Source organism: Salmonella sp. SSDFZ54 (assembly GCF_004010735.1).
GTDB lineage: Bacteria > Pseudomonadota > Gammaproteobacteria > Enterobacterales > Enterobacteriaceae > Salmonella > Salmonella enterica.
In genome coordinates this window covers 437241-463801 of the sequence record NZ_CP034819.1, presented here as the reverse complement: position 1 = coordinate 463801, position 26561 = coordinate 437241, and the positions used below count along the sequence as shown (strand labels likewise).

The 26561-nt window shown below is 53.8% G+C and carries 23 protein-coding genes; 13 read left to right on the top strand and 10 right to left on the bottom strand.

The genetic code is table 11. The features are described from left to right. Positions 1-49: 49 nt before the first annotated feature. Entirely contained in the window at positions 50-2263 is a 2214-nt protein-coding gene (locus EOS97_RS02200; protein WP_000773643.1) for a sensor domain-containing phosphodiesterase, read from the top strand. Between the two features lie 35 nt (positions 2264-2298). Here the strand turns inward: EOS97_RS02200 and ppx are convergent, their stop codons facing one another. From ppx to purM, 4 genes are all read right to left on the bottom strand, one after another. Further along, on the bottom strand, positions 2299-3840 hold the full coding sequence (ppx, locus tag EOS97_RS02195; protein WP_001123330.1) for an exopolyphosphatase: 1542 nt from the start codon (positions 3838-3840) through the stop codon (positions 2299-2301). 4 nt (positions 3841-3844) lie between these two features. Then, positions 3845-5911 carry a polyphosphate kinase 1 gene (gene ppk1 / locus EOS97_RS02190; RefSeq protein ID WP_000529555.1) on the bottom strand — a complete coding sequence of 689 codons (2067 nt, stop codon included), beginning with the start codon at positions 5909-5911 and terminating at the stop codon, positions 3845-3847. Positions 5912-6099: 188 nt separating this feature from the next. Next, positions 6100-6738: a phosphoribosylglycinamide formyltransferase gene (purN, locus tag EOS97_RS02185; RefSeq protein ID WP_001028589.1), complete on the bottom strand. Its 639-nt coding sequence runs from the start codon at positions 6736-6738 to the stop codon at positions 6100-6102. Next, a complete protein-coding gene (gene purM / locus EOS97_RS02180) occupies positions 6738-7775 on the bottom strand; it encodes a phosphoribosylformylglycinamidine cyclo-ligase (RefSeq protein ID WP_000130477.1) in 1038 nt (345 codons plus the stop codon). Before purM ends, purN begins: the two co-directional genes overlap by 1 nt. A 413-nt stretch (positions 7776-8188) precedes the next feature. On the opposite strand from purM, the gene upp reads away from it, so the two are divergent. From upp to EOS97_RS02165, 3 genes are all read left to right on the top strand, one after another. After that, positions 8189-8815 carry a uracil phosphoribosyltransferase gene (upp, locus tag EOS97_RS02175; protein WP_000706208.1) on the top strand — a complete coding sequence of 209 codons (627 nt, stop codon included), beginning with the start codon at positions 8189-8191 and terminating at the stop codon, positions 8813-8815. An 87-nt stretch (positions 8816-8902) separates the two neighbouring features. Next, positions 8903-10192 carry a uracil permease gene (uraA, locus tag EOS97_RS02170; protein WP_000198345.1) on the top strand — a complete coding sequence of 430 codons (1290 nt, stop codon included), beginning with the start codon at positions 8903-8905 and terminating at the stop codon, positions 10190-10192. Positions 10193-10286: 94 nt separating this feature from the next. After that, on the top strand, positions 10287-10988 hold the full coding sequence (locus EOS97_RS02165; protein WP_061835882.1) for a DnaA inactivator Hda: 702 nt from the start codon (positions 10287-10289) through the stop codon (positions 10986-10988). Between the two features lie 26 nt (positions 10989-11014). Here EOS97_RS02165 and arsC read toward each other — a convergent pair whose 3' ends face one another. Next, positions 11015-11374 carry an arsenate reductase (glutaredoxin) gene (gene arsC, locus EOS97_RS02160; protein WP_000132650.1) on the bottom strand — a complete coding sequence of 120 codons (360 nt, stop codon included), beginning with the start codon at positions 11372-11374 and terminating at the stop codon, positions 11015-11017. A gap of 39 nt (positions 11375-11413) precedes the next feature. Beyond that, positions 11414-12877, bottom strand: a complete 1464-nt coding sequence (bepA, locus tag EOS97_RS02155; RefSeq protein ID WP_000489632.1) for a beta-barrel assembly-enhancing protease — start codon at positions 12875-12877, stop codon at positions 11414-11416. A 207-nt stretch (positions 12878-13084) separates the two neighbouring features. Between bepA and EOS97_RS02150 the strand changes: the two genes are divergently transcribed. The 4 genes from EOS97_RS02150 (at position 13085) to EOS97_RS02135 (ending at position 18097) form a co-directional block, all read left to right on the top strand. Beyond that, positions 13085-14152, top strand: coding sequence for an AI-2E family transporter (locus EOS97_RS02150; protein WP_000892057.1), 1068 nt, complete (start codon positions 13085-13087; stop codon positions 14150-14152). Between the two features lie 276 nt (positions 14153-14428). Next, complete coding sequence (locus EOS97_RS02145; protein ID WP_023138796.1) at positions 14429-15616, top strand: sugar diacid recognition domain-containing protein; 1188 nt, start codon at positions 14429-14431, stop codon at positions 15614-15616. A 67-nt stretch (positions 15617-15683) separates the two neighbouring features. Next, positions 15684-16952, top strand: a complete 1269-nt coding sequence (locus tag EOS97_RS02140; RefSeq protein ID WP_000200859.1) for a GntP family permease — start codon at positions 15684-15686, stop codon at positions 16950-16952. 5 nt (positions 16953-16957) lie between these two features. Then, entirely contained in the window at positions 16958-18097 is a 1140-nt protein-coding gene (locus EOS97_RS02135; RefSeq protein WP_000706384.1) for a glycerate kinase, read from the top strand. 46 nt (positions 18098-18143) lie between these two features. Here the strand turns inward: EOS97_RS02135 and bcp are convergent, their stop codons facing one another. Together bcp and EOS97_RS02125 are read right to left on the bottom strand one after the other, a co-directional pair. Continuing rightward, positions 18144-18614 (bottom strand): thioredoxin-dependent thiol peroxidase, encoded by a 471-nt coding sequence (gene bcp / locus EOS97_RS02130; protein WP_001068686.1) that lies wholly within the window; start codon positions 18612-18614, stop codon positions 18144-18146. Then, complete coding sequence (locus EOS97_RS02125) at positions 18614-19186, bottom strand: glycine cleavage system transcriptional repressor (protein WP_000189061.1); 573 nt, start codon at positions 19184-19186, stop codon at positions 18614-18616. The genes bcp and EOS97_RS02125 overlap by 1 nt, the downstream gene beginning before the upstream one ends. Positions 19187-19331: 145 nt before the next feature. Here EOS97_RS02125 and dapA point away from each other — a divergent pair, with 145 nt between their 5' ends. The 5 genes from dapA to tmcA all read left to right on the top strand — a co-directional run bounded on the left by dapA (position 19332) and on the right by tmcA (position 25177). Next, a complete protein-coding gene (gene dapA / locus EOS97_RS02120) occupies positions 19332-20210 on the top strand; it encodes a 4-hydroxy-tetrahydrodipicolinate synthase (protein ID WP_000494020.1) in 879 nt (292 codons plus the stop codon). Between the two features lie 16 nt (positions 20211-20226). Then, the gene (gene bamC, locus EOS97_RS02115) at positions 20227-21261 is read left to right on the top strand and encodes an outer membrane protein assembly factor BamC (protein WP_000331877.1); all 1035 of its coding nucleotides are present in this window, start codon (positions 20227-20229) and stop codon (positions 21259-21261) included. A gap of 174 nt (positions 21262-21435) precedes the next feature. Further along, positions 21436-22149 carry a phosphoribosylaminoimidazolesuccinocarboxamide synthase gene (gene purC, locus EOS97_RS02110; protein ID WP_001171630.1) on the top strand — a complete coding sequence of 238 codons (714 nt, stop codon included), beginning with the start codon at positions 21436-21438 and terminating at the stop codon, positions 22147-22149. A gap of 130 nt (positions 22150-22279) precedes the next feature. Further along, a complete protein-coding gene (locus tag EOS97_RS02105) occupies positions 22280-23143 on the top strand; it encodes a neutral zinc metallopeptidase (RefSeq protein WP_001267523.1) in 864 nt (287 codons plus the stop codon). A 15-nt stretch (positions 23144-23158) separates the two neighbouring features. Next, a complete protein-coding gene (gene tmcA / locus EOS97_RS02100) occupies positions 23159-25177 on the top strand; it encodes a tRNA cytosine(34) acetyltransferase TmcA (RefSeq protein ID WP_001279816.1) in 2019 nt (672 codons plus the stop codon). Between the two features lie 26 nt (positions 25178-25203). On the opposite strand, the gene EOS97_RS02095 is transcribed toward tmcA, so the two are convergent. Both EOS97_RS02095 and dapE read right to left on the bottom strand, forming a co-directional pair. After that, complete coding sequence (locus tag EOS97_RS02095) at positions 25204-25404, bottom strand: YpfN family protein (RefSeq protein ID WP_000383842.1); 201 nt, start codon at positions 25402-25404, stop codon at positions 25204-25206. Positions 25405-25431: 27 nt separating this feature from the next. Next, positions 25432-26559, bottom strand: coding sequence for a succinyl-diaminopimelate desuccinylase (gene dapE, locus EOS97_RS02090; protein ID WP_001277825.1), 1128 nt, complete (start codon positions 26557-26559; stop codon positions 25432-25434). Positions 26560-26561: the final 2 nt, after the last annotated feature.

The following is a 26561-nucleotide window of genomic DNA, read 5'->3' as shown; positions in this document are numbered from 1 at the left end:
GCCTGTCTGTTAACGCCCCTTTGGGATTGGGGGGTTCTGCTGAGCATCTATGAAACTAAATAAAACTTATATAAATATCAGAGATAAATGGTGGGGACTACCGCTCATCCTTCCTTCGATTTTACTACCTGTTTTAAGTAGCGCAAATACTTATGCGCTTACCAGCACTGGAAATGTGGTTCTTTTTTACCTGCCGTTAGCTTTTATGCTTAGCCTGATGCTCTTTTTCGGCTGGGCAGCACTGCCGGGCATTGTGCTTGCTATCTTCTGGCGCAGATACCCGCAGACAGGGCTGTATGAAACCCTTTCTGTGACGATGCACTTTATCATTACTATCGTGCTAAGCTGGGGCGGCTATCGTGTCTTTTCCCCCCGGCGAAACAATGTTTCCCACGGCGACGCCCACCTGTTGTTTCAACGAATATTCTGGCAGGTATTTTGTTCTGCAACATTATTTCTGGTCATCTACCAGTTTGCCGCTTTTGTTGGCATGTACGAAAGCAAAGCCAGCCTGATGGGGGTAATGCCCTTTAATATCAACACGCTGATTAATTACCAGGCGTTACTGGTCGGTAACCTTGTCGGCGTGCCATTGTGCTATTTTATTATTCGTACTCTCCGCAATCCGCTGCACCTGCGGGGGTATTATCAGCAATTAAAGCTACAGATTGATAGCAAGGCCACTAAAAAAGAGATCGTTATTTGGCTGGCCGTATTGACTACACTAATGTTTATACTGTGTATGCCATTGACTGATAATAGTTCAATATTTAGTACCAACTATACGCTTTCGTTATTATTGCCGGTCATGCTATGGGGCGCGATGCGCTATGGCTATAAGTTTATTTCAATTATCTGGGCCGTCGTGCTAATTACGTCGATTCATTATTATCAGCGTTATATGCCCTGGTATTCAGGTTATGATACGCAATTAGCGATTACCTCTTCGAGCTATCTGGTTTTTTCTTTTATTGTTAATTATATGGCTGTACTGGCCACGCGCCAGCGCGTAGTGAGTGGTCGCGCACGGCGGCTGGCCTATCTTGACCCGGTTGTACATCTTCCCAATTTACGTGCGTTAAACCGCGCGCTCCAAAATGCGCCCTGGTCTACGATCTGTTTTTTACACGTGCCGGGCCTGGAGCTATTGGGTAAAAATTATGGCGTCATGCTACGCATCCAGTATAAGCAAAAGCTCTCTCACTGGATTACGCCGATGCTGGCCTCAAATGAGTGCGTCTACCAGATGTCAGGGCACGACCTGGTGCTGCGTCTTAATACAGAGGCGCATCAGCAGCGTATTGAAGCGCTGGATAAACATATTAAGCAGTTTCGGTTTATCTGGGATGGACTGCCGCTACAGCCGCCTGTCGGCGTGAGCTACTGCTGCGTGCGTTCTCCGGTTAGCCACCTTTATCTTCTGCTGGGCGAATTAAGCACCAGTTCCGATCTTTCGTTGACGACTAACGCGCCGGAGGATTTACAGCGGCGCGGCGCAATGCACCTGCAGCGCGATTTGAAGGGCAGAATTGCGATGATGAATCGGCTGCAACAGGCGTTGGAGCACGATCATTTTTTCCTGATGGCGCAGCCTATTTTCGGCGTTCGTGGGGACGTTTACCATGAAATTTTACTGCGACTCAGGGATGACAACGGCGACGTTATCAACCCGGACAATTTTTTACCCGTGGCGCATGAGTTTGGTTTGTCTTCCGCTATCGATCTCTGGGTGATTGAAAACACGCTGCGGTTTATGGCGGCCAGCCGGGAATATATGCCCGCGCATCGTTTTGCCATTAATCTGTCGCCAACATCAGTATGCCGCGCTCGTTTCCCTGCAGAAGTTAAGCAACTGCTTACGCAATATCAGGTTGAACCCTGGCAACTGGTTTTTGAGGTAACGGAAAGCAACTCTCTCACCAATGCTGAGCAGGCGCAGTTGACGCTGGGACAGCTACAGCAGTTTGGCTGTCAGATAGCGATTGATGATTTCGGTACTGGCTACGCCAGCTATGCGCGGCTGAAAAACGTTGACGCCGATATTCTTAAAATTGACGGCAGTTTTATTCGCAATATAGTGTCAAACAGTCTCGATTATCAGATTGTGGCTTCTATTTGTCATTTAGCGCGAATGAAAAATATGCAGGTCGTCGCGGAGTATGTCGAGAGCGAAGAAATACGAAGCGTCGTGCTCTCGTTGGGGATCGACTATCTTCAGGGATATTTAATTGGCGAGCCGCAGCTATTATCTGAGATTCAGTAAAGGCAGACGCCGCGGCGCGGCGTCTGGCCCACAATTTACGCGGCGATCTCCGGCGAGCTTTCTTCCTCAATATTGAGACGCCAGCCAGTTACCGCTTCCCAGTACTGCTGTTCTTTTTCCAGATCAAGCAGTACCAGCGCATTCTGGCTGAACCAGTCATGCGGAAAACATAACGTCCAGTGGCTGTCATCGGTCGTTAGCCGCAGCGTCGGCGGCGTGGTGGTCGCCTGCCGCTGGTTGTTCAGTAATACGCCCAGCCGAAGTAGCTGAATTAACGGCAGATACTGTTTTTTCTTAAACAGCGTAAAGCGGGGCATATCATCCAGTTTTATGGCTTTACGATGGTAACGTACCAGCGTCGCCATCATCATTTGCTGCTCCTGATTAAAGCCGGGCAAATCGCTGTGTTGCAGAATATAAGCCGAATGGCGATGTAAACCGCTGTGATTAATATTCAGTCCAACCTCATGCAGCATTGCCGCCCAGCGGAGCAACGCTTCAAGCTGCGGATGCGCCAGTTTTGGCTGCTGGGCCTGCCACTGCTCGTACATCTGCATGGTGGTTTCCAGCACGCGTCTGGCCTGTTCTCTGTCAATGTTGTATTGATTGGCCAGACTTTTTGCGGTACGGCTGCGAACATCCTGATGGCGGAAGCGGCCTTCCATTTCATACAGCACGCCTTCGCGCAACGCGCCGTCGGAAAGGCGAAGCTCGCGGATAGCCAGAGCATCAAAAACGCCGCACAGAATCGCCAGGCCCGGCACAAAGACCGCTTTTCGTTCTTCAGACAGACCCGGCAGGCTGAGAGCATTAAAGGAGCGGTGCTTCAACACTTCTGACTTCAGTTTATCGAGGCGCTCCGGCGTAATGAAGCCATCTTTCTCACCCAGCGCCAGGAGAACTTCATGAGCGGCCTTAATCGTACCGGAAGCGCCCATCGCCACGTTCCAACCCTGAATACGATACTGCCAGGTTAAGGTTTCCAGTTTTTGCGCCGCCGCCATTCGGGCGCGCTGGAAGTTTTCTTTATTGATAACGCCGCCGGGAAAGTAGAGCTGCGCGAAGCTCACGCAGCCCATACGACGGCTTTCAACCAGCCTGGGTTCGAAGTTTTCGCCAATGACCAGCTCTGTTGACCCGCCGCCGATATCGATCACCAGCTTGCGGCCTTTTTCCGGCTGCGTATGTTCTACGCCCATAAAAATCAGGCGCGCTTCTTCGTTACCGGAAATAATCTCTATCGGGTAGGGAATAACCTTTTCCGCGCGTTTGAGAAAATCAGCGGCATTTTGCGCCTGACGTAACGTATGGGTGCCTACGATACAGACGCTGGAAGGGGAGAAACCTTGTAAGCGTTCAGCAAACAGCGACAGACAGCTAAGCCCCCGTTCCATGGCTTCTTCGCTGAGTTTGTTATCTGCGCCCAGCCCGTCCGCCAGATGGACGCGCTGTTTTAAACGGCCGATAATCTGCATTGCGCCGTCAACCACGCGGGCAATGACCATATGAAAGCTGTTTGAGCCGAGATCGACCGCAGCGAACTCCTGCGGACGAGGGGATTTATCGTAAATTGGCATAGCGTTAGTCTGGTTGCTCGAGTGATTTGATGTAGTCATAAATTGCCAGCTGCGCCTGGACTTTACGGCGATTGCCGCGCGGTACGTAGCGGTTGCTGAGTTCTTTATCGATAAAACGCGCTTTTACCGTGTCGCTAAACAGAATGTCAATGATATCCAGGACGCGTTGTTTAAGCCGCGGGTCGAGGATAGGCGTAGCGACTTCGATACGGTAGTCAATATTACGCGTCATCCAGTCAGCTGAAGAGAGCCAAACTTGCTTATCACCGCCGTTTTCGAAAATATAAACCCGATCGTGTTCCAGATAGCGATCCACGATGCTAATCGCGCGAATATTATCGCTAATGCCTTCCAGTTGCGGAATAAGAGAACACATACCGCGCACCAGCAGATTGACCTGGACGCCCGAACCCGACGCGGCGTATAGCCTGTCGACTAGCCCTTTATCGACCAGGTTGTTAAGCTTTAAGGTAATCCCTGACGGTAAGCCTTGCTGGGCATTGGCGATTTCACGATCGATCATCTCATACAGCAGACGCCGTGAGTTTTGTGGAGAAACCATCAAATAATCGAAAGTGACCGGGCGATAGGGGTTTTCAATAAAATTAAAGACCCGGCGCACTTCATTGGTAATGCGCGCATCGGCGGTCAGCAGCGAATAATCGGTATACAGCCGCGCCGTTTTTTCGTTGAAGTTACCGGTGCCGATATGCGCATAACGCACCACGTCATCGCCCTCTTTTCGTGAGATGAGAAAGAGTTTGGCGTGAATTTTCAGCCCAGGCGCAGAGAAAATAACATGGACGCCCGCTTCGGTTAACCGCTTGGCCCAGTGAATATTCGCCTCTTCATCGAAGCGCGCCTGCAACTCCACCACCACGGTGACTTTTTTGCCGTTATGGGCGGCATGGATCATCGAGTCAATAATGCGCGAGTCTTTCGCTACGCGATAAATATTGATTTTGATCGCCAGCACGCTTGGGTCAAACGACGCCTGACGCAGCAGTTCCAGCACATGTTCAAAGGTGTGATAAGGATAATAGAGCAGCACATCACGTTCACGAATCGCGTCGAAACCGTTACGAAACTTCTCTTTATCAAACCAAAGATGGCGTAACCGCGGTAACGGTTTATTGACCAGGTTGGCTTTACCGACATTCGGAAAATTAATAAAGTCTTTAAAATTGTGGTAGCGCCCGCCGGGTACGATTGAGTCATACCGGGAGATCGTCAGTTTTTCCCGCAGTACGTCGACCAGCGCGGCGGGCATATCGCGTTGGTAGACAAAGCGCACAGGTTCAGCGGTCAGGCGCTGCTTCAGGCTGGAAGACATCAGCTCCATCAGACTGGATTCCATCTCATGCACCAGGTCATATTCGGCATCGCGGGTCATTTTCATCGAATAGGCATTAAGCGCGTCATAGTCGAAGAACCCTTTAAAAATGTCATCCAGGCAGTAGCGCAGAATATTATCCAAGAGGATCATCGGCTTGCGTCTGCGTGGTGTTTCCGGCGGCAGATTAACGAAGCGTGGGACTTTGTCGGACGGTATCTCCAGCAGCGCATAGTTGATGGTGTCGCCGCGGATAATCTCCACCGCCAGATAGGTGTAATCATCTTTTAAAAACTGAACAAGATCCGTCTCCCGGTTAATGAGAATCGGGGTAATATGCTGGCGCAAATAGTGCTTAAAATAGTGGCGCAACCAGCTTTGTTGGTTCACCGAGAGCTGACGCTCGTTGATCAGAAAGATTTGATTACGCGCCATTTCCAGCAGTAATTCGTTGTACAGGCCGTCGAACTCCTGGTCTGCTTTCAACACGCGGGACTGAATTTTGCCTAACAAATGGCGTGAATGAGAATTTGAACCCTGTTCTTCGCTGATAATAATACGTCGTTTCAGTTCAGCGAAACGCACTTTGTAGAACTCGTCGAGGTTATTAGAATAGATTCCCAGGAACCGCATCCGCTCAATCAACGGGTTGGATTTGTCCGCCGCTTCCTGTAACACGCGTTCGTTAAATGCTAACCAGCTTAGTTCTTTCTCGATATATAGCTTTTCCTGACCCATTACTACCTATACTCCGTTTTATTCACGGGACACTGCCTGATGATTATGGCGAGCATTACGCGTTAATGTCCAACTGCGCCAGAAAAATATGACAATAAACTGATAGCATAAAGGAAGGGAAAAGAGTAGGCCGGATAGGCATTTATGCCGCCATCCGGCAAGCAGACGCAGTCCTGTTCGATGACGTATTATTCGTCAGACGCATAACCTTGCGGCGGCAGACGACGCCCGTCCAGCCAGGCGGCGTTATCGCGCATCTTTAGACGCCCCTGCGCAAACCAGCTAATCACCAGCGGATAAATCGCATGTTCCTGAGTCTGTACGCGTGCGGTGATATCATCTTCGCTGTCGTCGGCAAAAACCGGCACCTTCGCCTGGAGAATGACCGGGCCGCCGTCGAGTTCGTCTGTCACGAAATGTACCGAGGTACCGTGCTCCTCATCGCCGTTTTCCAGCGCCTGGCGATGGGTATGCAACCCCGGATATTTTGGCAGCAGGGAAGGGTGAATGTTCAGCAGACGCCCGTAGTAATGCGCGACAAACATCGGACTCAGAATACGCATAAAACCGGCCAGCACGACCACATCGGGCGCATACGCGTCTATCTTGCGAATCAACTCGCGATCGAAGGCGTCGCGGCTGTCAAACCGATCGGCAGTCAGCGCTTGCGCCGGAATGCCGGCTTCTCTGGCGCGTTCAAGGCCGAACGCGTCGGCCTTATTGCTGAATACTGCCCTGAGGGTGCCTTTAATTTTCTTCGCTTCGCAGGCATCGATAATCGCCTGTAAATTGCTTCCATTGCCGGAAATCAGCACCACAATATTCATTATTCAATAACCACACGCTGTTCGGAATCAGAGGCTTTGATGATACCGATTTTCCATGCGTTTTCACCTTTCTCGTTTAGCAGAGCAAGCGCTTTGTCCGCTTCCGGAGCGGAGAGCGCAATCACCATGCCGACGCCGCAGTTAAAGGTACGGTACATTTCATGTCGGCTGACATTACCGGCGGTTTGCAGCCAGGTAAAGATGGCGGGCCACTGCCAGGACGACTCATTAATTACCGCCTGGGTATTCTCCGGCAGAACGCGCGGAATATTTTCCCAAAAGCCGCCGCCGGTGAGGTGGGCGATAGCGTGCACATCGACGTTTTCAATCAGTTCCAGAACCGATTTTACGTAGATACGGGTCGGTTCAAGCAGATGATCGGCCAGCGGCTTCCCTTCCAGCAGAGTGGTTTGTGGGTCGCAGCCGCTAACGTCAATAATTTTCCGCACCAGCGAATATCCATTCGAGTGCGGGCCGCTGGAGCCGAGCGCAATCAGCACGTCGCCTTCGGCAACCCGGGAGCCGTCGATGATTTCTGATTTTTCGACTACGCCGACGCAGAAACCCGCCACATCGTAATCTTCGCCGTGATACATGCCCGGCATTTCCGCCGTCTCGCCGCCGACCAGCGCGCAGCCGGATTGCAGGCAGCCTTCGGCAATACCGTTGATCACGCTGGCAGCGGTATCGACATCCAGTTTACCCGTGGCATAGTAATCGAGGAAAAACAGCGGTTCCGCGCCCTGAACGACCAGATCGTTTACGCACATCGCCACCAGATCAATACCGATAGCGTCGTGACGCTTTAAGTCCATCGCCAGGCGAAGTTTGGTGCCTACGCCGTCAGTGCCGGAAACCAGTACCGGTTCACGATATTTTTGCGGCAACGCGCACAGCGCACCGAAACCGCCCAGACCGCCCATAACCTCCGGGCGGCGAGTTTTCTTCACTACGCCTTTGATTCGATCAACCAGAGCGTTACCCGCATCAATATCGACGCCGGCATCTTTATAGCTAAGAGAGGTCTTATCGGTCACTGCCTGGTTCCCCACGTTTTTTCTTGCGGTAAAAGTTAAATTCGGCGCAATTCTAACAGGGAAAGCAAACGTTTGCGAGCGTGGTCTGCGCCCTGGATATCCGGGCGATTTTTTTTGCATGGTTTCGGTCGCTGCTTGAAAATTTCTCTGTTGGTAAAAAAGAAAAGGATATCCAGCACTTGGTTTACGACAGGTGGCCTGGACAGGCCATTCACCCTTAAAATTGCTAAGATTCAATCGGTTGTTAGCCTTTATCGCCTGTTTCAACGTGAGTGATTTATACTCACTTTTCCGCTATCTGCGCTTTTGGTTGATCCAGGTCAAGCATACATTGTGTTGCGTCAGAGAGGAAAAGCGGTATAATCCGGCGATTTTTTTTGTGGTTGCCAGTCATCTGAGGATAGGAGAAGAGTATGAAGATCGTGGAAGTCAAACACCCACTCGTCAAACACAAGCTGGGTCTGATGCGTGAAAACGACATTAGCACTAAACGCTTTCGTGAACTCGCCTCAGAAGTAGGCAGCCTGCTGACGTATGAAGCGACAGCCGACCTGGAAACGGAAAAAGTCACCATCGAAGGCTGGAATGGCCCGGTGGAAATCGACCAGATCAAAGGTAAAAAAATTACCGTTGTGCCGATTCTGCGCGCGGGTCTGGGCATGATGGAAGGCGTTCTGGAAAATGTACCGAGCGCGCGTATCAGCGTAGTCGGGATGTACCGTAACGAAGAGACGCTTGAGCCAGTACCTTATTTCCAGAAACTGGTATCGAACATTGATGAGCGCATGGCGCTGATCGTCGACCCGATGCTGGCGACCGGCGGTTCTGTCATCGCGACCATCGACCTGCTGAAAAAAGCAGGCTGTAGCAGCATTAAGGTGCTGGTGCTGGTCGCCGCGCCGGAAGGCATTGCGGCGCTGGAAAAAGCGCACCCGGACGTTGAACTGTACACCGCCTCTATCGATCAGGGGCTTAACGAGCACGGATACATTATTCCGGGGCTTGGCGATGCCGGCGATAAGATTTTTGGTACCAAATAAGTGAATAAATAATTAAAAGCCGACTTTAAGAGTCGGCTTTTTTTTGAATAAAACAACTCATAACAAACACACTTAGAGGAAAACACTATGACGCGCCGTGCTATCGGGGTGAGTGAAAGACCGCCGCTTTTACAGACAATCCCGCTTAGTTTACAGCACCTTTTCGCCATGTTTGGCGCGACCGTGCTGGTGCCAGTTCTGTTTCATATCAACCCCGCGACGGTGCTGCTGTTTAACGGTATCGGAACGCTGCTGTATCTCTTTATCTGCAAAGGTAAAATTCCGGCCTACCTCGGATCGAGCTTTGCCTTTATTTCCCCGGTATTACTGTTGTTGCCGCTGGGTTATGAAGTGGCGCTGGGCGGTTTTATTATGTGCGGCGTGCTGTTCTGTCTGGTCTCTTTCATCGTTAAAAAAGCGGGCACCGGCTGGCTGGATGTGATGTTCCCGCCTGCGGCAATGGGCGCAATCGTTGCCGTCATCGGTCTGGAGCTGGCTGGCGTCGCGGCGGGGATGGCCGGATTGCTGCCTGCGCAAGGGCAGTCGCCGGACACGAAAACAATTATCATCTCCATGGTCACGCTGGCGGTGACGGTGTTCGGCTCCGTACTGTTTCGCGGTTTCCTGGCGATCATTCCGATTTTGATCGGCGTGCTGGCGGGCTATGCGCTGTCATTCGCGCTGGGAGTGGTCGATACCACGCCGATTGCCCAGGCACACTGGTTTGCGCTACCGACTTTCTATACGCCGCGTTTTGAATGGTTCGCGATCCTGACGATTCTGCCCGCAGCGTTGGTCGTGATCGCCGAGCATGTCGGTCATCTGGTGGTGACGGCGAATATCGTCAAAAAAGATTTAGTGCGCGATCCCGGTTTGCACCGCTCGATGTTCGCTAACGGACTGTCGACGATCGTCTCCGGTTTCTTCGGCTCCACGCCGAATACCACCTATGGGGAAAATATTGGCGTCATGGCGATCACCCGCGTTTACAGTACCTGGGTTATCGGTGGCGCGGCGATTTTCGCCATTCTGCTTTCCTGCGTTGGCAAACTGGCGGCGGCGATTCAGATTATCCCGTTACCCGTGATGGGTGGCGTCTCGCTTCTGTTGTACGGCGTCATCGGCGCGTCGGGGATTCGCGTATTGATCGAATCAAAAGTCGACTACAACAAAGCGCAAAACTTGATCCTCACCTCGGTGATTTTGATCATCGGCGTGAGCGGCGCGAAAGTGCATATCGGCGCGGCAGAATTGAAAGGGATGGCGCTGGCGACCATCGTCGGGATTGGCCTGAGCCTGATTTTTAAACTGATTAGCCTGTTGCGTCCGGAAGAAGTGGTACTGGAGGCAAATGATGCGGAGCCTCCGCATCAGTAACGGGTTGCCGGGCAGCGATGCTGCCCGGTTCTATCTCAAGGGAATTATGTGGTAAACTCAGCGCGATTTTATGTCATCCTGGGTTGAGGTATCTCTGAACACACCGGCACAGCTCTCTTTGCCACTTTATCTTCCTGACGACGAAACTTTCGCAAGTTTCTGGCCGGGGGATAACGCCTCTCTACTGGCCGCGTTACAAAACGTGTTGCGCCAGGAACATAGTGGATATATCTACCTTTGGGCGCGTGAAGGCGCGGGCCGCAGCCATTTGCTGCACGCCGCCTGCGCTGAATTGTCGCAGCGTGGAGATGCGGTAGGCTACGTCCCGCTCGATAAACGCACCTGGTTCGTGCCGGAAGTGCTCGACGGTATGGAACACCTCTCGCTGGTGTGTATTGATAACATTGAGTGTGTCGCTGGCGATGAACTGTGGGAGATGGCGATCTTTGATCTCTATAACCGCATTCTGGAGTCTGGTAAGACGCGGTTATTGATCACCGGCGATCGTCCGCCAAGACAGTTAAATCTGGGCTTGCCCGATCTCGCTTCCCGTCTGGACTGGGGGCAAATCTATAAACTCCAGCCTCTTTCCGATGAAGACAAACTTCAGGCGCTACAGTTGCGCGCCCGGTTACGGGGGTTTGAACTGCCGGAAGATGTCGGGCGGTTTTTGCTCAAACGTCTTGATCGCGAAATGCGCACGCTGTTTATGACGCTGGATCAGCTCGATCATGCGTCGATCACTGCCCAGCGAAAACTGACGATCCCGTTTGTCAAAGAGATCCTGAAACTGTAATACGCCGCGACGGCGGCGTTCAACGGTTAACCGAGGATGTCCAGCACCTGCTCAGGCGGTCGGCCAATGCGCGCCTGACCATTTGCCACCACAATGGGGCGCTCCATCAGTTTAGGGTGTTCAACCAGCGCCTGGATTAACGCCTCTTCACTCAGCTGGCTATCCGCCAGGTGAAGCGTTTTATAGAGATCTTCTTTCTGGCGCATCAGTTCGCGCGCGCTGGACATGCCCAACATACGCAGCAGTTCCCGCACAGTGGCGGCGTCGGCGGGCGTATCCAGATAAAGCACCACTTCCGGTTCCACGCCGTTAGATTTCAGCAGGTTCAGCGTGTCGCGGCTCTTCGAGCAGCGCGGGTTATGGTAGATTTTAATCGTGTCGGTCATGAGTTCTCCTTGTGACGCCATCCGGCTAATAAACGGCGATTACATTTTCGTGTATGGCTTGAAGCGTTCCTGTAACTGGCGCAACTGGTCGATACGCGCATCGTAACGCGCCTGTTGCTGACTACCCAGTTTTGCCTGGGCGCTGGCGCTGCTGAGCAGTGAAATTGCCTGATCCAGTCGTCCCGCCAGCGCATAACTTTCAGCGCGCGCCGCCAGCTCCTGATCGCGGTTGTTCAGCGCGGCTTCGGCCTGAGCGAGCAGATCCCAGCCGTTACCGTCATCTTTATGGCTAAAGGTGTAGCGATTCAGAATGGTTTCCGCCGCTTTCGGCTGGCCTCCCTGGAGGTACGCATTGGCGAGGTTTAACTGCAGCACAGGATTAACGCGCAGATCGCGGGCATTTTTCAGGCGATTAATCGCGTCGTTGGCTCTTTTCTGCCCCAGGTCAATATCGGTGGCGAGGTCAAGATACCAGGCATTGTTCGGCTCTGCGCTTAACAGCGGCTGCAACGTTTTGCGCGCTTCATCGTACTTGCTCGCTTCCATCGCCTGCAACGCCCAGCCATATTGCGCCGCATGTTGCTGACGCACGTTGCCTTTAGACCACTGATCCAGCAGGTCGCTGGTGAGCTGGTTACGTCCGGAATTGTACATTCCCAGGGCGCGCGCTTTGGCGAGATAAAAGTCGGCGGAAGATTGCACCACGACCGGGCGCATCTGGTTGGCACGGTTGCGGGCATCCGCAAGGCGGCTTTCCGGTAAGGGGTGAGTGAGCAAAATTTCAGGCGGACGCGTGGAGTAACGCGCCTGGTCGAGCAGTTTTTCGAGGAAAGAGGGCATCGCCTGTGGGTCAAATCCGGCGCGTTGCAGTACCTGAATACCAATACGGTCGGCTTCTTGCTCATTTTGCTGGGTGAAACTTATCATTCCCTGGCGCGTTCCCGCCAGAGTACCGGTTAGTGCCGCCATACCGGCCTGTGGGCTGGCCATGGCCAGCAAAATGGAACCCAGCGCGCCCACCCAGGTAAGCGGCGCGCTGCGCTTTTGATCTTCCATCGCGCGCGCCAGGTGGCGCTGCGTCACGTGGGAGATTTCATGCGCCATGACTGAAGCTAGCTGGCTTTCGTTATCCGCGTAGCGAAAAAGCGCCGAGTGCAGCACCACATTGCCGCCAAAGAACGCGAACGCGTTGATTTCGTCATTATTGATCAAGAAAAAATGGAAGGGCGTTTTGACGGAGTCGGCGTGCGAGACCAGACGCATACCCAGCGCGTTAATGTATTGCACCAGCAGCGGATCGTTGATTAACGGCGCGCTGCCGCGTAGCTGGCGCACATAAAAGTCGCCCATTTGCATCTCTTGTCCGATAGAAAGCGTGCTTCCTGCCGAGGTTCCCATATCGGGCAGCGTGTCGGCAGGGTCGGCAAATGCGGGCGCGACCTGACCGAGAGCCAATGCTGCAATGAGGGTTGCCACCAGGTTTTTTTTCAACTGCCTGAACATAACCTCTATCCTGTTGTTTTGAGATAGCCCTTTGACCAACGTCGTGAAATATCGTTCCACGCTCCGACACTTCATAAGTGTAACTGTGATGAGCACAGACTCACTATTTTAGTTTCCTGAATCAACGATAAAAAGCGAAGTCTTTTTTGTGACATTTCGATACAATTCGGCATCACAATCCCGCAGTTGAGTTCTGGGAAGGGTTTTATGCTCGAAATGTTAATGCAATGGTATCGCCGTCGCTTCAGCGACCCGGAGGCGATTGCCTTGCTGGTCATTCTGGTGGCTGGTTTTAGCATCCTCTTTTTCTTTAGCGGCCTGTTAGCGCCGCTGCTGGTCGCTATCGTACTGGCCTACCTGCTGGAGTGGCCGACGGCGCGCCTGCAGGCGATTGGCTGTTCCCGGCGCTGGGCAGCCTCCATTGTCCTTATCCTCTTTGTCGGCATTCTGTTATTAATGGCGTTTGTGGTGATGCCGATTGCCTGGCAGCAGGGTATTTACCTGATTCGTGATATGCCCGGTATGCTGAATAAACTGTCCGATTTTGCCGCGACCTTGCCGCGACGCTATCCGGCGCTGATGGATGCGGGCATTATTGATGCGATGGCGGAAAACATGCGTACCCGGATGCTTAACATGGGCGATTCGGTGGTGAAGTATTCGCTGGCTTCGTTAGTCGGGCTACTGACGCTGGCGGTATATCTGGTGCTGGTGCCGCTGATGGTCTTTTTCCTGGTAAAAGATAAAGAGCAGATGCTGAATGCCGTGCGCCGCGTGCTGCCGCGTAATCGCGGGCTGGCGGGGCAGGTGTGGAATGAGATGAATCAGCAGATCACCAACTATATCCGCGGAAAAGTGCTGGAGATGGTAGTGGTGGGCGTGGCGACCTGGCTGGGCTTTTTGCTGTTTGGCCTCAACTATTCGCTACTGTTGGCGGTACTGGTGGGCTTTTCGGTCCTGATCCCCTATATCGGCGCCTTTGTGGTGACAATTCCGGTGGTGGGCGTCGCGCTGTTTCAGTTTGGTCTGGGGACGGAATTCTGGAGCTGTTTTGCCGTTTATCTGATTATTCAGGCGCTGGATGGCAATCTGCTGGTACCGGTACTTTTCTCCGAAGCGGTGAATTTGCATCCGCTGGTGATTATTCTGTCAGTGGTGATTTTCGGCGGTCTGTGGGGATTCTGGGGGGTGTTTTTCGCCATTCCATTGGCGACGCTGATTAAAGCCGTTGTCCATGCCTGGCCGGATGGTCAGGTGACGGATACCTCATCCTGAGCGGTCTGTACAAAAGTTGTAAAGCGTGAACGACATCATAGTGCCCTGCCGCCATTTTGCGCACGCCTGATGAGGGACAAGCGCTTAGAAAGCCGCTCTTTTTTTTAATGCCGCACCGTGTTGCGGCATTTTTATTGTTGGAACCTACAAAATTCTCGCTGTAAAGCCGCCAAAATTTGGTGACTTAGCCTAAGCATTCTTCTGAGAAATTCGTTAATAAGTGACATCATTGATGCGAGATTGTTTTTTTAATGTGAAGCGATAACGAAACAGGGAATGAGTGTGTTGAGAAAACATTACTTGAAAGGGTATACCGCGCGGCAAATTGTACAGCGAGCCATGAAAATTATTCCTTACTCGGTAAACGTCATGGATGAACATGGCGTCATTATCGCGTCTGGCGAACCTTCGCGGCTTCGCCAGCGTCATGAAGGAGCCATTCTGGCGCTGAAGGAAAACCGTATTGTAGAAATTGATTCCGCTACCGCCAATCAGCTTAAAGGCGTGCGATCCGGCATTAATCTTCCCATCTCTTTTCATGAACAGCTTATCGGCGTGGTCGGCATTACCGGCGAGCCGGAGGTGGTTCGCGCGTATGCCGAGCTGGTTAAAATGGCGGCGGAGCTGGTGATCGAGCATATGGTGCTGATCGAACAGCGACAGTGGGATAAACGCTATCGCGAAGAGCTGATCAACCAATTGATTTTGCGAGAAAATTCAACAGAGTCGTTGCGCTCCATGGCGGCCTATCTGGGCATTGATCTGGCGGTTCCCAGAGTGGTGCTGATTATTGAACTTTCCCAGCCGGATCGCGAAGCGCTGCGCAATGTAATGGATTATTTCGAGAATCACGCGCGCAACCATTTGGTGACGTTTACCGAATTTAATGAATTAATCATTATTAAGCCTATCACGTTAAAAGAGGGAAAGTGGAATACCCGCCAGGAAATGGGGGAATTGCAGATTTTTAAATCATGGGCTGCATCATCGGGCTTTAGCCGTATTTTGGTTGGGGGCTATTTTGCCGGCGAGACGGGATTGCACCGATCTTTGCTCACAGCGAGAGCCACGCAGGCGATGGCGAAAAGACAAAAGCTGCGCAGCCAGTATATTTTTTATCATGACCACGCGCTTCCCGCGCTGCTAAGCGGGCTGTCTGAAAGTTGGCAAGTGCAGGAGTTATCGCGTCTGTGGCTACAACTGGCGCAACATGACGCGAAAGGCGTATTGCAACAGACGCTGCGGACCTGGTTTGAACATAATTGTGACCTGACGCAAACAGCCAAAGCATTGCATATTCATGTGAATACATTGCGCTATCGCTTACAGCGCTGTGAGGATATTACGCACATAAAAATCAACGAGTTAAAAAGTACGCTTTGGCTTTATATCGGTATGGAGCTCCAGGCCGAATCTGTACCGTCCGACAAGTTACCGCTGCCAGGTCGAATCGAAATTTGTTGAAAGCTCCAGCGGATTTTTAGGCGGGTTTTTCCATACTGCGCGCTCCATGTTAAAGGAGGCGCAGTATATGACGTCGATATCCACCCTGGGAGCCATTGCCGCATTGGTTGTGGCCATCGTATTAATTTTAAGAAAAGTGTCGCCAGCCTACGGCATGATGGCGGGCGCGCTGGTCGGCGGTTTGATTGGCGGCGCCGATCTTCTGCAAACCGTGTCGTTGATGGTGTCAGGCGCGCAGGGCATCGTTAATGCCGTATTGCGTATTCTGGCCGCAGGCGTACTGGCGGGCGTATTAATTGAGTCCGGGGCGGCGAATACGATTGCTGAGACGATTGTCCGCAAAGTGGGGGAAACCCGGGCGTTATTGGCATTAGCCATTGCCACACTATGTCTGACCGCCGTCGGCGTATTTATTGATGTGGCGGTGATTACCGTCGCGCCGATTGCGCTGTCGATTGCGCGTAATGCAGGGCTGTCAAAAAGCGCTATTCTGCTGGCGATGGTCGGCGGCGGCAAGGCGGGTAACGTGATGTCACCCAACCCGAACGCTATTGCCGCCTCCGATGCGTTTCATGTTCCTCTTACCTCTATTATGCTGGCGGGCGTGGTTCCGGGCATCGTTGGGCTTATTATCGCCTATCTGTTAGCGAAACGGCTGAATAATAAAGGCGCGGGCGTCGCCGATCATGAAGTGACTCACCATGATGACTCCGTCGCCAGACCCGGCTTTCTGGTGGCGATTAGCGCGCCGCTGGTCGCTATTTTCCTGCTTTCTCTCCGTCCGTTTGCCGGCATTTCCATTGACCCGTTAATTGCCCTGCCCGTAGGGGGATTGGTCGGTCTGCTGTTGATGGGACGCGCGCGCCACTGTAACCAGTACATGGTCGCCGGTCTGATGCGTATGGCGCCTGTCGCTATTATGTTGCTGGGAACCGGTACGCTGGCTGGCATTATCGCTAATTCCGAACTTAAAGATGTCCTGATTCATGGCCTCACCGCTTCGGGATTGCCGTCCTGGCTGCTGGCGCCCGTGTCTGGCGCCATGATGTCAATGGCGACGGCCTCAACCACGGCGGGAACGGCGGTGGCGTCCGGCGTTTTCTCTCCCACGTTACTTGAACTTGGCGTTTCCGCCCTGGCGGGAGCCGCTATGATCCATGCGGGCGCCACGGTGCTGGACCATCTGCCGCACGGCAGCTTTTTCCACGCGACGGGCGGCAGCGTCAATATGCAAATTCATGAACGTTTAAAGCTAATGCCGTATGAAACGCTGGTGGGGTTAGCCATTACCTTTATTTCTACTCTGATGTTCGGTTTCTTTGGTTTTGCAGGATAATCCCTATGAAAATTGTTATTGCTCCTGATTCATTTAAAGAAAGTTTGTCCGCAATGGCGGTCGCTGAGGCGATAGAAAAGGGGTTCCGCGAAATTTATCCTGACGCCGACTACGTTAAAGTGCCCATGGCGGATGGCGGGGAAGGAACCGTACAATCAATGGTGGAGGCCAGCGGCGGGCGTTATGTCGACCAGTGGGTACAAGGCCCGCTTGGGCAACCGGTGACCGCGCGCTGGGGAATGCTGGGCGATAGCGATACCGCCGTGATTGAAATGGCGGCGGCATCCGGGCTGCATCACGTTTCGCCTGAATTGCGCAACCCGCTTAATACCACCAGCTACGGCACCGGCGAGTTAATCGTCGCGGCGCTGGAGCGTGGCGTAAAGCGTATTATTCTGGGAATTGGCGGCAGCGCGACGAATGACGGCGGCGCGGGGATGATGCAGGCGCTTGGCGTTATATTGCGCGATAAACAGGGGCGCTCGCTTTCTCCGGGCGGCGAGGCGCTGGCGGCGCTGGCCTCTATCGATCTGTCCGGTTGTCACCCATTGCTGCGTAAGGTATCGATAACCGTGGCGTGTGATGTCAACAATCCGCTGTGTGGTCCCCAGGGCGCATCGGCCATTTTTGGCCCACAAAAAGGGGCGACAGCGGAAATGGTGAACACCCTGGACGCGGCGCTGGAAAACTGGGGCCGGCATATTTATCAGGCTACGGGACGTGAGGTGATTAATGCTCCCGGCGCGGGCGCGGCAGGTGGAATGGGCGCCGCGCTTTTAGGGTTGCTCAATGCGGAATTACGCGCCGGCGTAGAGATTGTCGTGGAAACGCTACAGCTTGAGCAGGCGGTTAAAGATGCCGATCTGGTGATTACCGGAGAAGGGCGGCTGGACAGCCAAAGTATTTGCGGCAAGACGCCGATTGGCGTCGCCAGAGTGGCGAAGCGGTATCATAAACCGGTTATCGCGCTCGCCGGTGGGCTGCAACACGATCATCACGTTGTGTATCAGCAGGGTATCGATGCGGCGCTGTCGATTTTGTCGCATATCGTTACGTTGCCGGAAGCCTTACACGAGGCGGAATATAACCTGAGCCTGTCGGCGCGCAATGTGGCGGCGATATGGCGTCTGGCGCGGCAAGCCTGACGGCGCATTCTCTTTCCAGGCCGCACATCAGCGCGGCCTGAGGCTTTTACGCGTTTTCTTTCAGCCAGTTCAGCACCACATCATGGTGATTGCTGGTTTTAAAATCATTAAAGACGTGTTCAATCTTACCATCAGCGTCAATCAAAAAGCTGATGCGGTGAATGCCGTCATACGTTTTGCCCATAAACGACTTTTCGCCCCAGACGCCGAACTGTTCACACACCTGATGGTTTTCATCGGACAAAAGGGTAAAGTTCAGCAGCTCTTTTTCAGCGAAACGGGAGAGTTTTTCAGGTTTATCGGTGCTGATGCCCAGCACGTCCACGCCTGCTTTTTTGAGCTCGTCCATGTTATCGCGTAAGCCGCAGGCCTGCACGGTACAGCCGGGTGTCATGGCTTTTGGGTAGAAATAAACCAGAACGCGCTGTCCCTGGAAGTCGGTCAAATTTACTTGTTCCCCGTCTTGATCCGGCAAGCTAAATTTCGGTGCGATATCACCGGCTTTCAGTGGATTCATTACTTAACTCCATCCTGTTCATCATGTTGTGAGTAATTGACGACGTTTATACTGCCTTGCGCATTGAGTTCTGTACATAGTGCTTTAAAGGCTTGCTCAATATTTGCGGAATTTTGCGACGCCGGGCTATGTGCGGTGATTTGAATAAATAATTGCGCAGCTTTATCACCTTCAGCCGGCTGCGTGCGGGAGACCAGCTCCGCAATATTCATTTCATGACTATTAAACAGCGCGGTGAATCGCTCAATTAAATGCGGGGAGTCGGCGACCTCAACCTGAACCCATACCGTCGCGGGCATTGCCGGGCGGGGGCGGTCGGACGTCCGTTTCATCACAATCAGCAGATCCAGCTCCGCGCCTTTTAACGGCAATGTCGATTCAATCAAGGTAATCGCGTTCCACGTGCCGGACAACAGCATAATAAACGTGAATTCATCGCCCAGCATCGCCAGTCGGCTGTCTTCGATATTACAGCCGCAACTGCTGACATGGCGAGTAATGGTATTCACAATACCGGGCCTGTCGGCGCCCAGCGCAGTGATAACCAAATAGTGTTGTGATGACGGTGTCAAACCAGTTATTCCTTTGAGCGGTGAGGTAATCTTAAGGAAACCATAAAAAAAACCTGCATACAACAATCAGAACGGCTTTGGTCGCTTGCTTTTATTGCCATACCAAACGTACCATTGAGAGACTTGTTTGCACAGAGGATGGCCCATGTTCACGGGAAGTATTGTCGCGCTTGTTACGCCGATGGATGAGAAAGGTAACGTCAGTAGGTCTTGCCTGAAAAAACTCATTGATTATCATGTCGCCAACGGTACCTCGGCGATTGTTTCGGTTGGCACTACCGGCGAGTCTGCCACGCTAAGCCATGATGAACATGGCGATGTCGTGATGATGACGCTGGAACTGGCTGACGGACGTATTCCGGTTATCGCCGGCACGGGCGCAAACGCGACCGCGGAAGCGATTAGCCTGACGCAGCGTTTTAACGATAGCGGCATTGTTGGCTGCCTGACGGTAACGCCGTACTACAATCGCCCCACGCAGGAAGGTTTGTTCCAGCATTTCAAAGCCATCGCGGAACACACTGACTTGCCGCAAATTCTGTATAATGTGCCGTCCCGTACCGGTTGCGACATGTTGCCGGAAACCGTGGGTCGTCTGGCGGAAATAAAAAATATTATCGCTATCAAAGAGGCGACAGGGAACTTAACCCGCGTTCACCAGATCAAAGAGCTGGTTTCAGACGATTTTATTCTGCTTAGCGGCGATGACGCGTCTGCGCTGGACTTTATGCAACTGGGTGGTCATGGCGTGATTTCCGTTACGGCTAACGTAGCGGCGCGCGAGATGGCTGACATGTGCAAACTGGCGGCGGAAGGGCAATTTGCCGAGGCGCGCGCTATCAACCAGCGTCTGATGCCGTTACACAACAAACTATTTGTCGAACCCAATCCTATCCCGGTGAAATGGGCATGTAAGGCATTGGGTCTTGTGGCGACCGACACGCTGCGCCTGCCAATGACGCCTATCACGGACCATGGTCGTGACATCGTCAAAGCAGCGCTTCAGCATGCTGGCCTGCTGTAAAGTTTAGGGAGATTTGATGGCTTACTCAGTACAAAAGTCGCGCCTGGCGAAGGTTGCGGGTGTTTCGCTTGTTTTGCTGCTCGCTGCCTGTAGTTCCGATTCGCGCTACAAGCGCCAGGTAAGCGGCGATGAATCCTATCTGGATGCCGCGCCGCTTGCTGAACTTCACGCCCCGGCAGGAATGATCCTGCCGATAACGACCGGCGACTACGTTATACCGGTCACTAAGGGGAGCGGCGCGGTTGGTAAGGCGTTGGATATCCGTCCGCCAGCGCAGCCGTTAGCGTTAGTGAGCGGCGCGCGTACCCAGTTCTCTGGCGATACCGCTACGCTATTGGTGGAAAATGGTCGTAGCAGCACGCTGTGGCCGCAAGTCGTCAGCGTGATTCAGGCGAAAAATTATCCGATTGAAAAACGTGACGATGCCAGCCAGACCCTGACGACCGATTGGGTGAACTGGAACCGCCTGGATGAAGACGAACAGTATCGTGGACGTTATCAAATCTCGGTGAAGCCGCAGGGCTATCAGCAGGCGGTAACGGTAAAACTGGTTAATCTGGAACAGGCTGGCAAGCCGGTCGCTGACGCGGCGTCGCTGCAGCGCTATAGCACGGAAATGATGAACGTCATTTCCGCCGGTCTGGATAAGACCGCTACGGATGCGGCAAATGCCGCGCAGAACCGTTCCGCCGCAACGATGGATGTGCAGAGCGCCGCTGATGATACCGGTTTACCTATGCTGGTCGTTCGCGGTCCGTTCAACCTCGTGTGGCAACGCCTCCCGGCCGCGCTGGAAAAAGTGGGCATGAAAGTCACCGACAGCACTCGCTCTCAGGGCAGCATGGCGGTAACGTACAAACCGTTGTCTGACAGCGACTGGCGGGATCTGGGCGCTAGCGACCCGGGCCTGGCATCCGGAGACTATAAATTGCAGGTCGGCGATTTAGATAACCGCAGCAGCTTGCAGTTTATCGATCCTAAGGGGCATACTCTGACGCAAAGCCAGAACGACGCGCTGGTTGCCGTCTTCCAGGCAGCGTTCAACAAGTAATTTAACAGGGCTGGAGTAATCCGGCCCTTTTTTCTGATAAGATACGCAAACGTGTGCGTCGGTACAAAAACGCGATTTAACCGCTATTTCGCACCACAATTACAGGCCGACGTCTCCGGCAGGCGTAGCAGGAAATGAATACTTATCGTTAATTCACACCCAGGAGTGTTAAAGATGCAAAAGCAAGCTGAGTTGTATCGTGGTAAAGCGAAAACCGTATACAGCACGGAAAACCCGGACCTGTTGGTGCTCGAATTCCGCAATGATACGTCAGCAGGGGATGGCGCGCGCATTGAACAGTTTGATCGCAAAGGCATGGTAAATAACAAATTCAACCATTTCATTATGACCAAACTGGCCGAGGCGGGCATCCCGACCCAGATGGAACGTTTGCTGTCTGATACCGAGTGTCTGGTGAAGAAGCTGGAGATGGTGCCGGTTGAATGTGTGGTGCGCAACCGTGCGGCAGGGTCGCTGGTCAAGCGTCTGGGCGTGGAAGAAGGCATGGAGCTTAACCCGCCGATATTCGATCTGTTCCTGAAAAACGACGCGCTGCACGACCCGATGGTGAATAGTTCCTACTGTGAAACGTTCGGTTGGGTAAGTCAGGAAAATCTGGCGCGTATGAAAGAGTTAACCTACAAAGCCAACGACGTACTGAAAAAACTGTTTGATGACGCGGGTCTTATCCTGGTGGATTTCAAACTGGAGTTTGGCCTGTATAAAGGGGAAGTGGTGCTGGGCGATGAGTTTTCACCGGACGGTAGCCGCCTGTGGGATAAAGAGACGCTGGACAAAATGGACAAAGACCGCTTCCGCCAGAGTCTGGGCGGTCTGATTGAAGCCTATGAAGCCGTCGCGCATCGCCTGGGCGTGAAATTAGATTAATTCCGCTTCTGACCGGAGGGCAACCGCTCTCCGGTATCATCCTTTCCTCATTCTGATAGCGTTTACCTGTGGTAATCCTGCGCCTGACCGCCTACGATCATCTGTATAACAAAGAGAGAATGAGGTGATTATGCGCTGGCAAGGGCGTCGTGAAAGTAACAATGTAGAGGACAGACGTAATCGGCCAGGCGGCCCCTCGCTGGGTGGCCCAGGCTTTCGTCTTCCGCGCGGAAAAGGCGGCATCATTCTGTTGGTGGTGGTGTTGGTCGCAGGGTACTATGGGGTGGATTTAACCGGTCTGTTGACCGGTCAGCCGGTTTCGCAGCAGCAGTCGACGCGTTCGATAAGCCCCAATGATGATGAAGCGGCAAAATTTACCTCGGTGATTCTGGCGACGACCGAAGATACCTGGGGGCAACTCTTTCAAAAAATGGGCCGCGGCTATCAGCAGCCAAAACTGGTGATGTACCGTGGTATGACGCGTACCGGCTGTGGTGCGGGTCAGTCCGTGATGGGGCCGTTTTACTGCCCGGCGGACGGCACCGTCTATATCGATCTCTCATTTTACGATGATATGAAAAATAAGCTGGGCGCGGACGGTGATTTTGCTCAGGGTTATGTCATCGCCCACGAAGTCGGCCACCACGTACAAAAACTGTTAGGTATTGAGCCGAAAGTACGCCAGTTGCAGCAAAACGCGTCGCAAACGGAGGTGAATCGCCTTTCGGTGCGCATGGAGCTACAGGCGGATTGCTTTGCCGGCGTGTGGGGACACAGTATGCAGCAGCAAGGCGTACTGGAGGCGGGCGATCTGGAAGAGGCGCTCAATGCCGCACAGGCTATCGGCGACGATCGCTTACAGCAACAGGGGCAGGGGCGCGTCGTGCCGGATAGTTTTACCCACGGCACCTCAGAACAGCGCTACAGCTGGTTTAAGCGTGGATTTGACAGCGGTGACCCGGCGCAATGTAATACGTTTGGCAAAAACTTTTGATAAACCGGGGCAGGGATGTCTGATATCGATGCGCTACAGGCGTTAACGTCGCAAATGACACAGGAAGGCATTCGCCGTTTACTGGTCATCAGCGGCGATGCGGCGTGGTGCCGGGAGCGGGCCGAGGCGATACGCGCTGCATTGCCCGGTGACTGGCTGTGGGTCGCGCCTGACGCGCCCGCCCAGCCGTGCTGTACGCCACAGGCGTTACAAACGCTGCTGGGCCGTGAATTCCGTCATGCGATATTTGATGCCTGGCAGGGCTTTGACGCGGCAGCGTTTGCCGCCCTGAGCGGGACCTTGCAGGCCGGAAGCTGGCTGCTTCTGCTGATGCCGCCGTACGAGACGTGGGAAAGCAGGCCTGATACCGATTCACTGCGCTGGAGCGACTGCGCGCAGCCTATCCCCACACCGCAGTTTGCACAGCATCTTAAACGGACTCTTTCCCGCGATCCGCAAACGCTGCTTTGGCGACAGCGCCAGCCGTTTTGCTGGCCATCTTATCCTTCCCGTGAACGCTGGCGACCCGCCACCGGCGAGCCACAGCCGGAGCAGGCGGCTATCTTATCGCGTTTACGTGAAATGCCGCCCGGCGTGGCGACGGTGATTGCCCCCCGTGGACGCGGCAAATCGGCGCTGGCCGGGCAATTCATCTCCCGGATGGCGGGTACGGCTATCGTGACCGCACCGGCGAAAACGGCAACGGATATCCTGGCAGCGTTTGCCGGTGAGCGGTTCTGCTTTATGGCGCCGGATGCGTTGCTGGCGAGCGGGGCAAGAGCCGACTGGCTGGTGGTTGACGAGGCGGCGGCAATCCCCGCGCCGCTGCTGCTGCAACTGGTTTCGCGCTTTTCCCGCATACTACTCACCACCACCGTTCAGGGCTACGAAGGCACCGGACGCGGTTTTTTACTTAAGTTTTGCGCCCGTTTTCCGCAGCTTCACCGCTTCACGCTTCGTCAGCCTGTCCGCTGGGCGCCAGAATGCCCGCTGGAAAATATCGTCAGCGAGGCGCTGATATTCGACGATGAAGCGTTTGCGCAGGCGCCACATGGCGCGATAGCAATCTCGGCGTTTTACCAACAGGCCTGGGGGAAGACGCCCGTGTTGCCGAGGGCTGTGTATCAGTTACTGTCGGGGGCGCACTATCGTACTTCGCCGCTGGATCTGCGCCGAATGATGGATGCGCCAGGACAGCATTTCTTGCAGGCCACGGCGAATAACCGTGTGGCGGGCGCCGTCTGGCTGGTCGAAGAGGGCGGGTTATCCGCAGAACTCAGTCAGGCTGTATGGTGCGGTTTCCGGCGTCCGCGTGGAAATCTGGTGGCGCAGTCGCTGGCGGCGCACGGTAGCGACCCTTTAGCCGCGACGCTGGTCGGGCGTCGCGTAAGCCGTATCGCGGTGCACCCCGCCCGCCAGCGCGAAGGCATCGGTCAGCAGTTGATTGCCTGCGCGTGCGAGCAGGCGGCGCAGTGTGATTATCTTTCCGTCAGCTTCGGCTATACGCCGGAGCTGTGGCGTTTCTGGCAACGCTGCGGCTTTGTACTGGTACGGATGGGCAACCATCGGGAGGCGAGCAGCGGTTGCTATACGGCGATGGCGTTATTGCCGCTGAGCGACGCGGGAAAACGGCTGGCGCAGCAGGAACACCGACGTTTGCGCCGCGATGCGGATATCCTGACGCAGTGGAACGGCGAGGCGATACCGCTGGCGGCGTTAGATGAACAGGCGCTTAATGATGAAGACTGGCGTGAGCTGGTCGGTTTTGCTTTCGCGCACCGCCCGCTACTGACATCGTTAGGTTGCCTGCATCGTTTACTGCAATACAGCGCATTGCCATTACCAGCGCTGAGAGGGCGGCTGGAAGAAAAAGCCAGCGATGCCGAACTGTGCGCCCGGCTACGCATTTCAGGCCGTAAAGCTCTGCTGGCGTTGCAGCGTGCGCAGGCGGCGCAGGCGCTAATTGCGTTGGATGCCGGACGAACGCAGCGTTTGCGCGACGTAATGCCCGGCGGTGGGAACCATACCGGATAGCGATACCTGTCCGGCATGATATCCGGTTACTTTTTCGGCTGATCTTTCTTCGGCCAGTCTTCTTCATCGTCCCACTTATCGTTAAAATCGCGATGCGGGGGCAGCTCAGGTTTATTGGCAAGGAATTTCTTATGGTCGATGCGTTTGAGATCTTTGATCACATTCAGCAGTACGCCTACCAGAAACACCAATACCAGAATCCACCAATATTTTGCCAGCCAGTCCATGCTTATTTCCTCTTACCGGAACGCTCATCAGGCGACGAGCTGTTCCATAATGCGTTGATACATACGGGCCAGTAGCTGGAGATCGGCGGCATTCACACATTCATTAATTTTATGAATGGTGGCGTTCACCGGCCCCAGTTCTACCACCTGCGCTCCCATACGGGCGATAAAACGTCCGTCGGACGTACCGCCCGTCGTCAGTAATTGCGGTTTAATTTCATTATAGTGCTCAATGGCGTTTACCACCGCGTCCACCAGCTTGCCGCGTGCGGTCAGGAACGGCTGGCCGGAAAGCCACCAGTCTACGGTATAGCGTAGCTGATGCTTTTCAAGCAGCGCATGTACCCGCTCTTTGATCATCTCATCGGTCAGTTCCGTGCTGAAACGGAAGTTAAACTGCACGAACAGTTCACCGGGAATGACATTATTGCTGCCGGTGCCTGCCTGGATATTGGCTACCTGCATACTGGTGGCCGGGAAAAAGTCATTGCCCCGATCCCACTCGATAGCGACCAGTTCATTAAGAAAAGGCGCGGCGCGATGAACAGGGTTATCCGCCAGATGCGGATAGGCGACGTGCCCCTGAACGCCATGAATAGTGAGGTTACAGGTGAGGGAACCGCGACGCCCGTTTTTGACGACATCACCCACAATTTCAGTACTGGAAGGTTCGCCGACCAGACAGTAATCCAGCCGCTCGTTACGGGCCATCAGCGCTTCAACCACCTTTACGGTGCCATTTTTTGCGCTGGCTTCCTCATCAGAGGTAATCAAAAACGCGAGGCGGCCCCGGTGATGAGGATGCTGCGCAACAAATCGTTCAGCAGCCACCACCATGGCCGCCAGTGAACCTTTCATATCCGCCGCGCCGCGACCGAACAACATTCCGTCGCGAATCGTAGGTTCAAACGGCGGATTGATCCAGCGATCGACATCGCCAGCCGGTACGACGTCAGTATGCCCGGCGAACGCCAGCGTTTCGCCACGCCCACGCCATGCCCAAAAATTTTGCGTGTCGCCAAAATCCATATGCTCAATGGTAAAACCGATTTTACGCAGGCGTTCAATCATTAATGCCTGACAGCCTGCGTCATCCGGACTCAGGGAGGGGCGACGAATAAGTTGCTGTGTCAGCTCAATAACCGGGCACGACATAG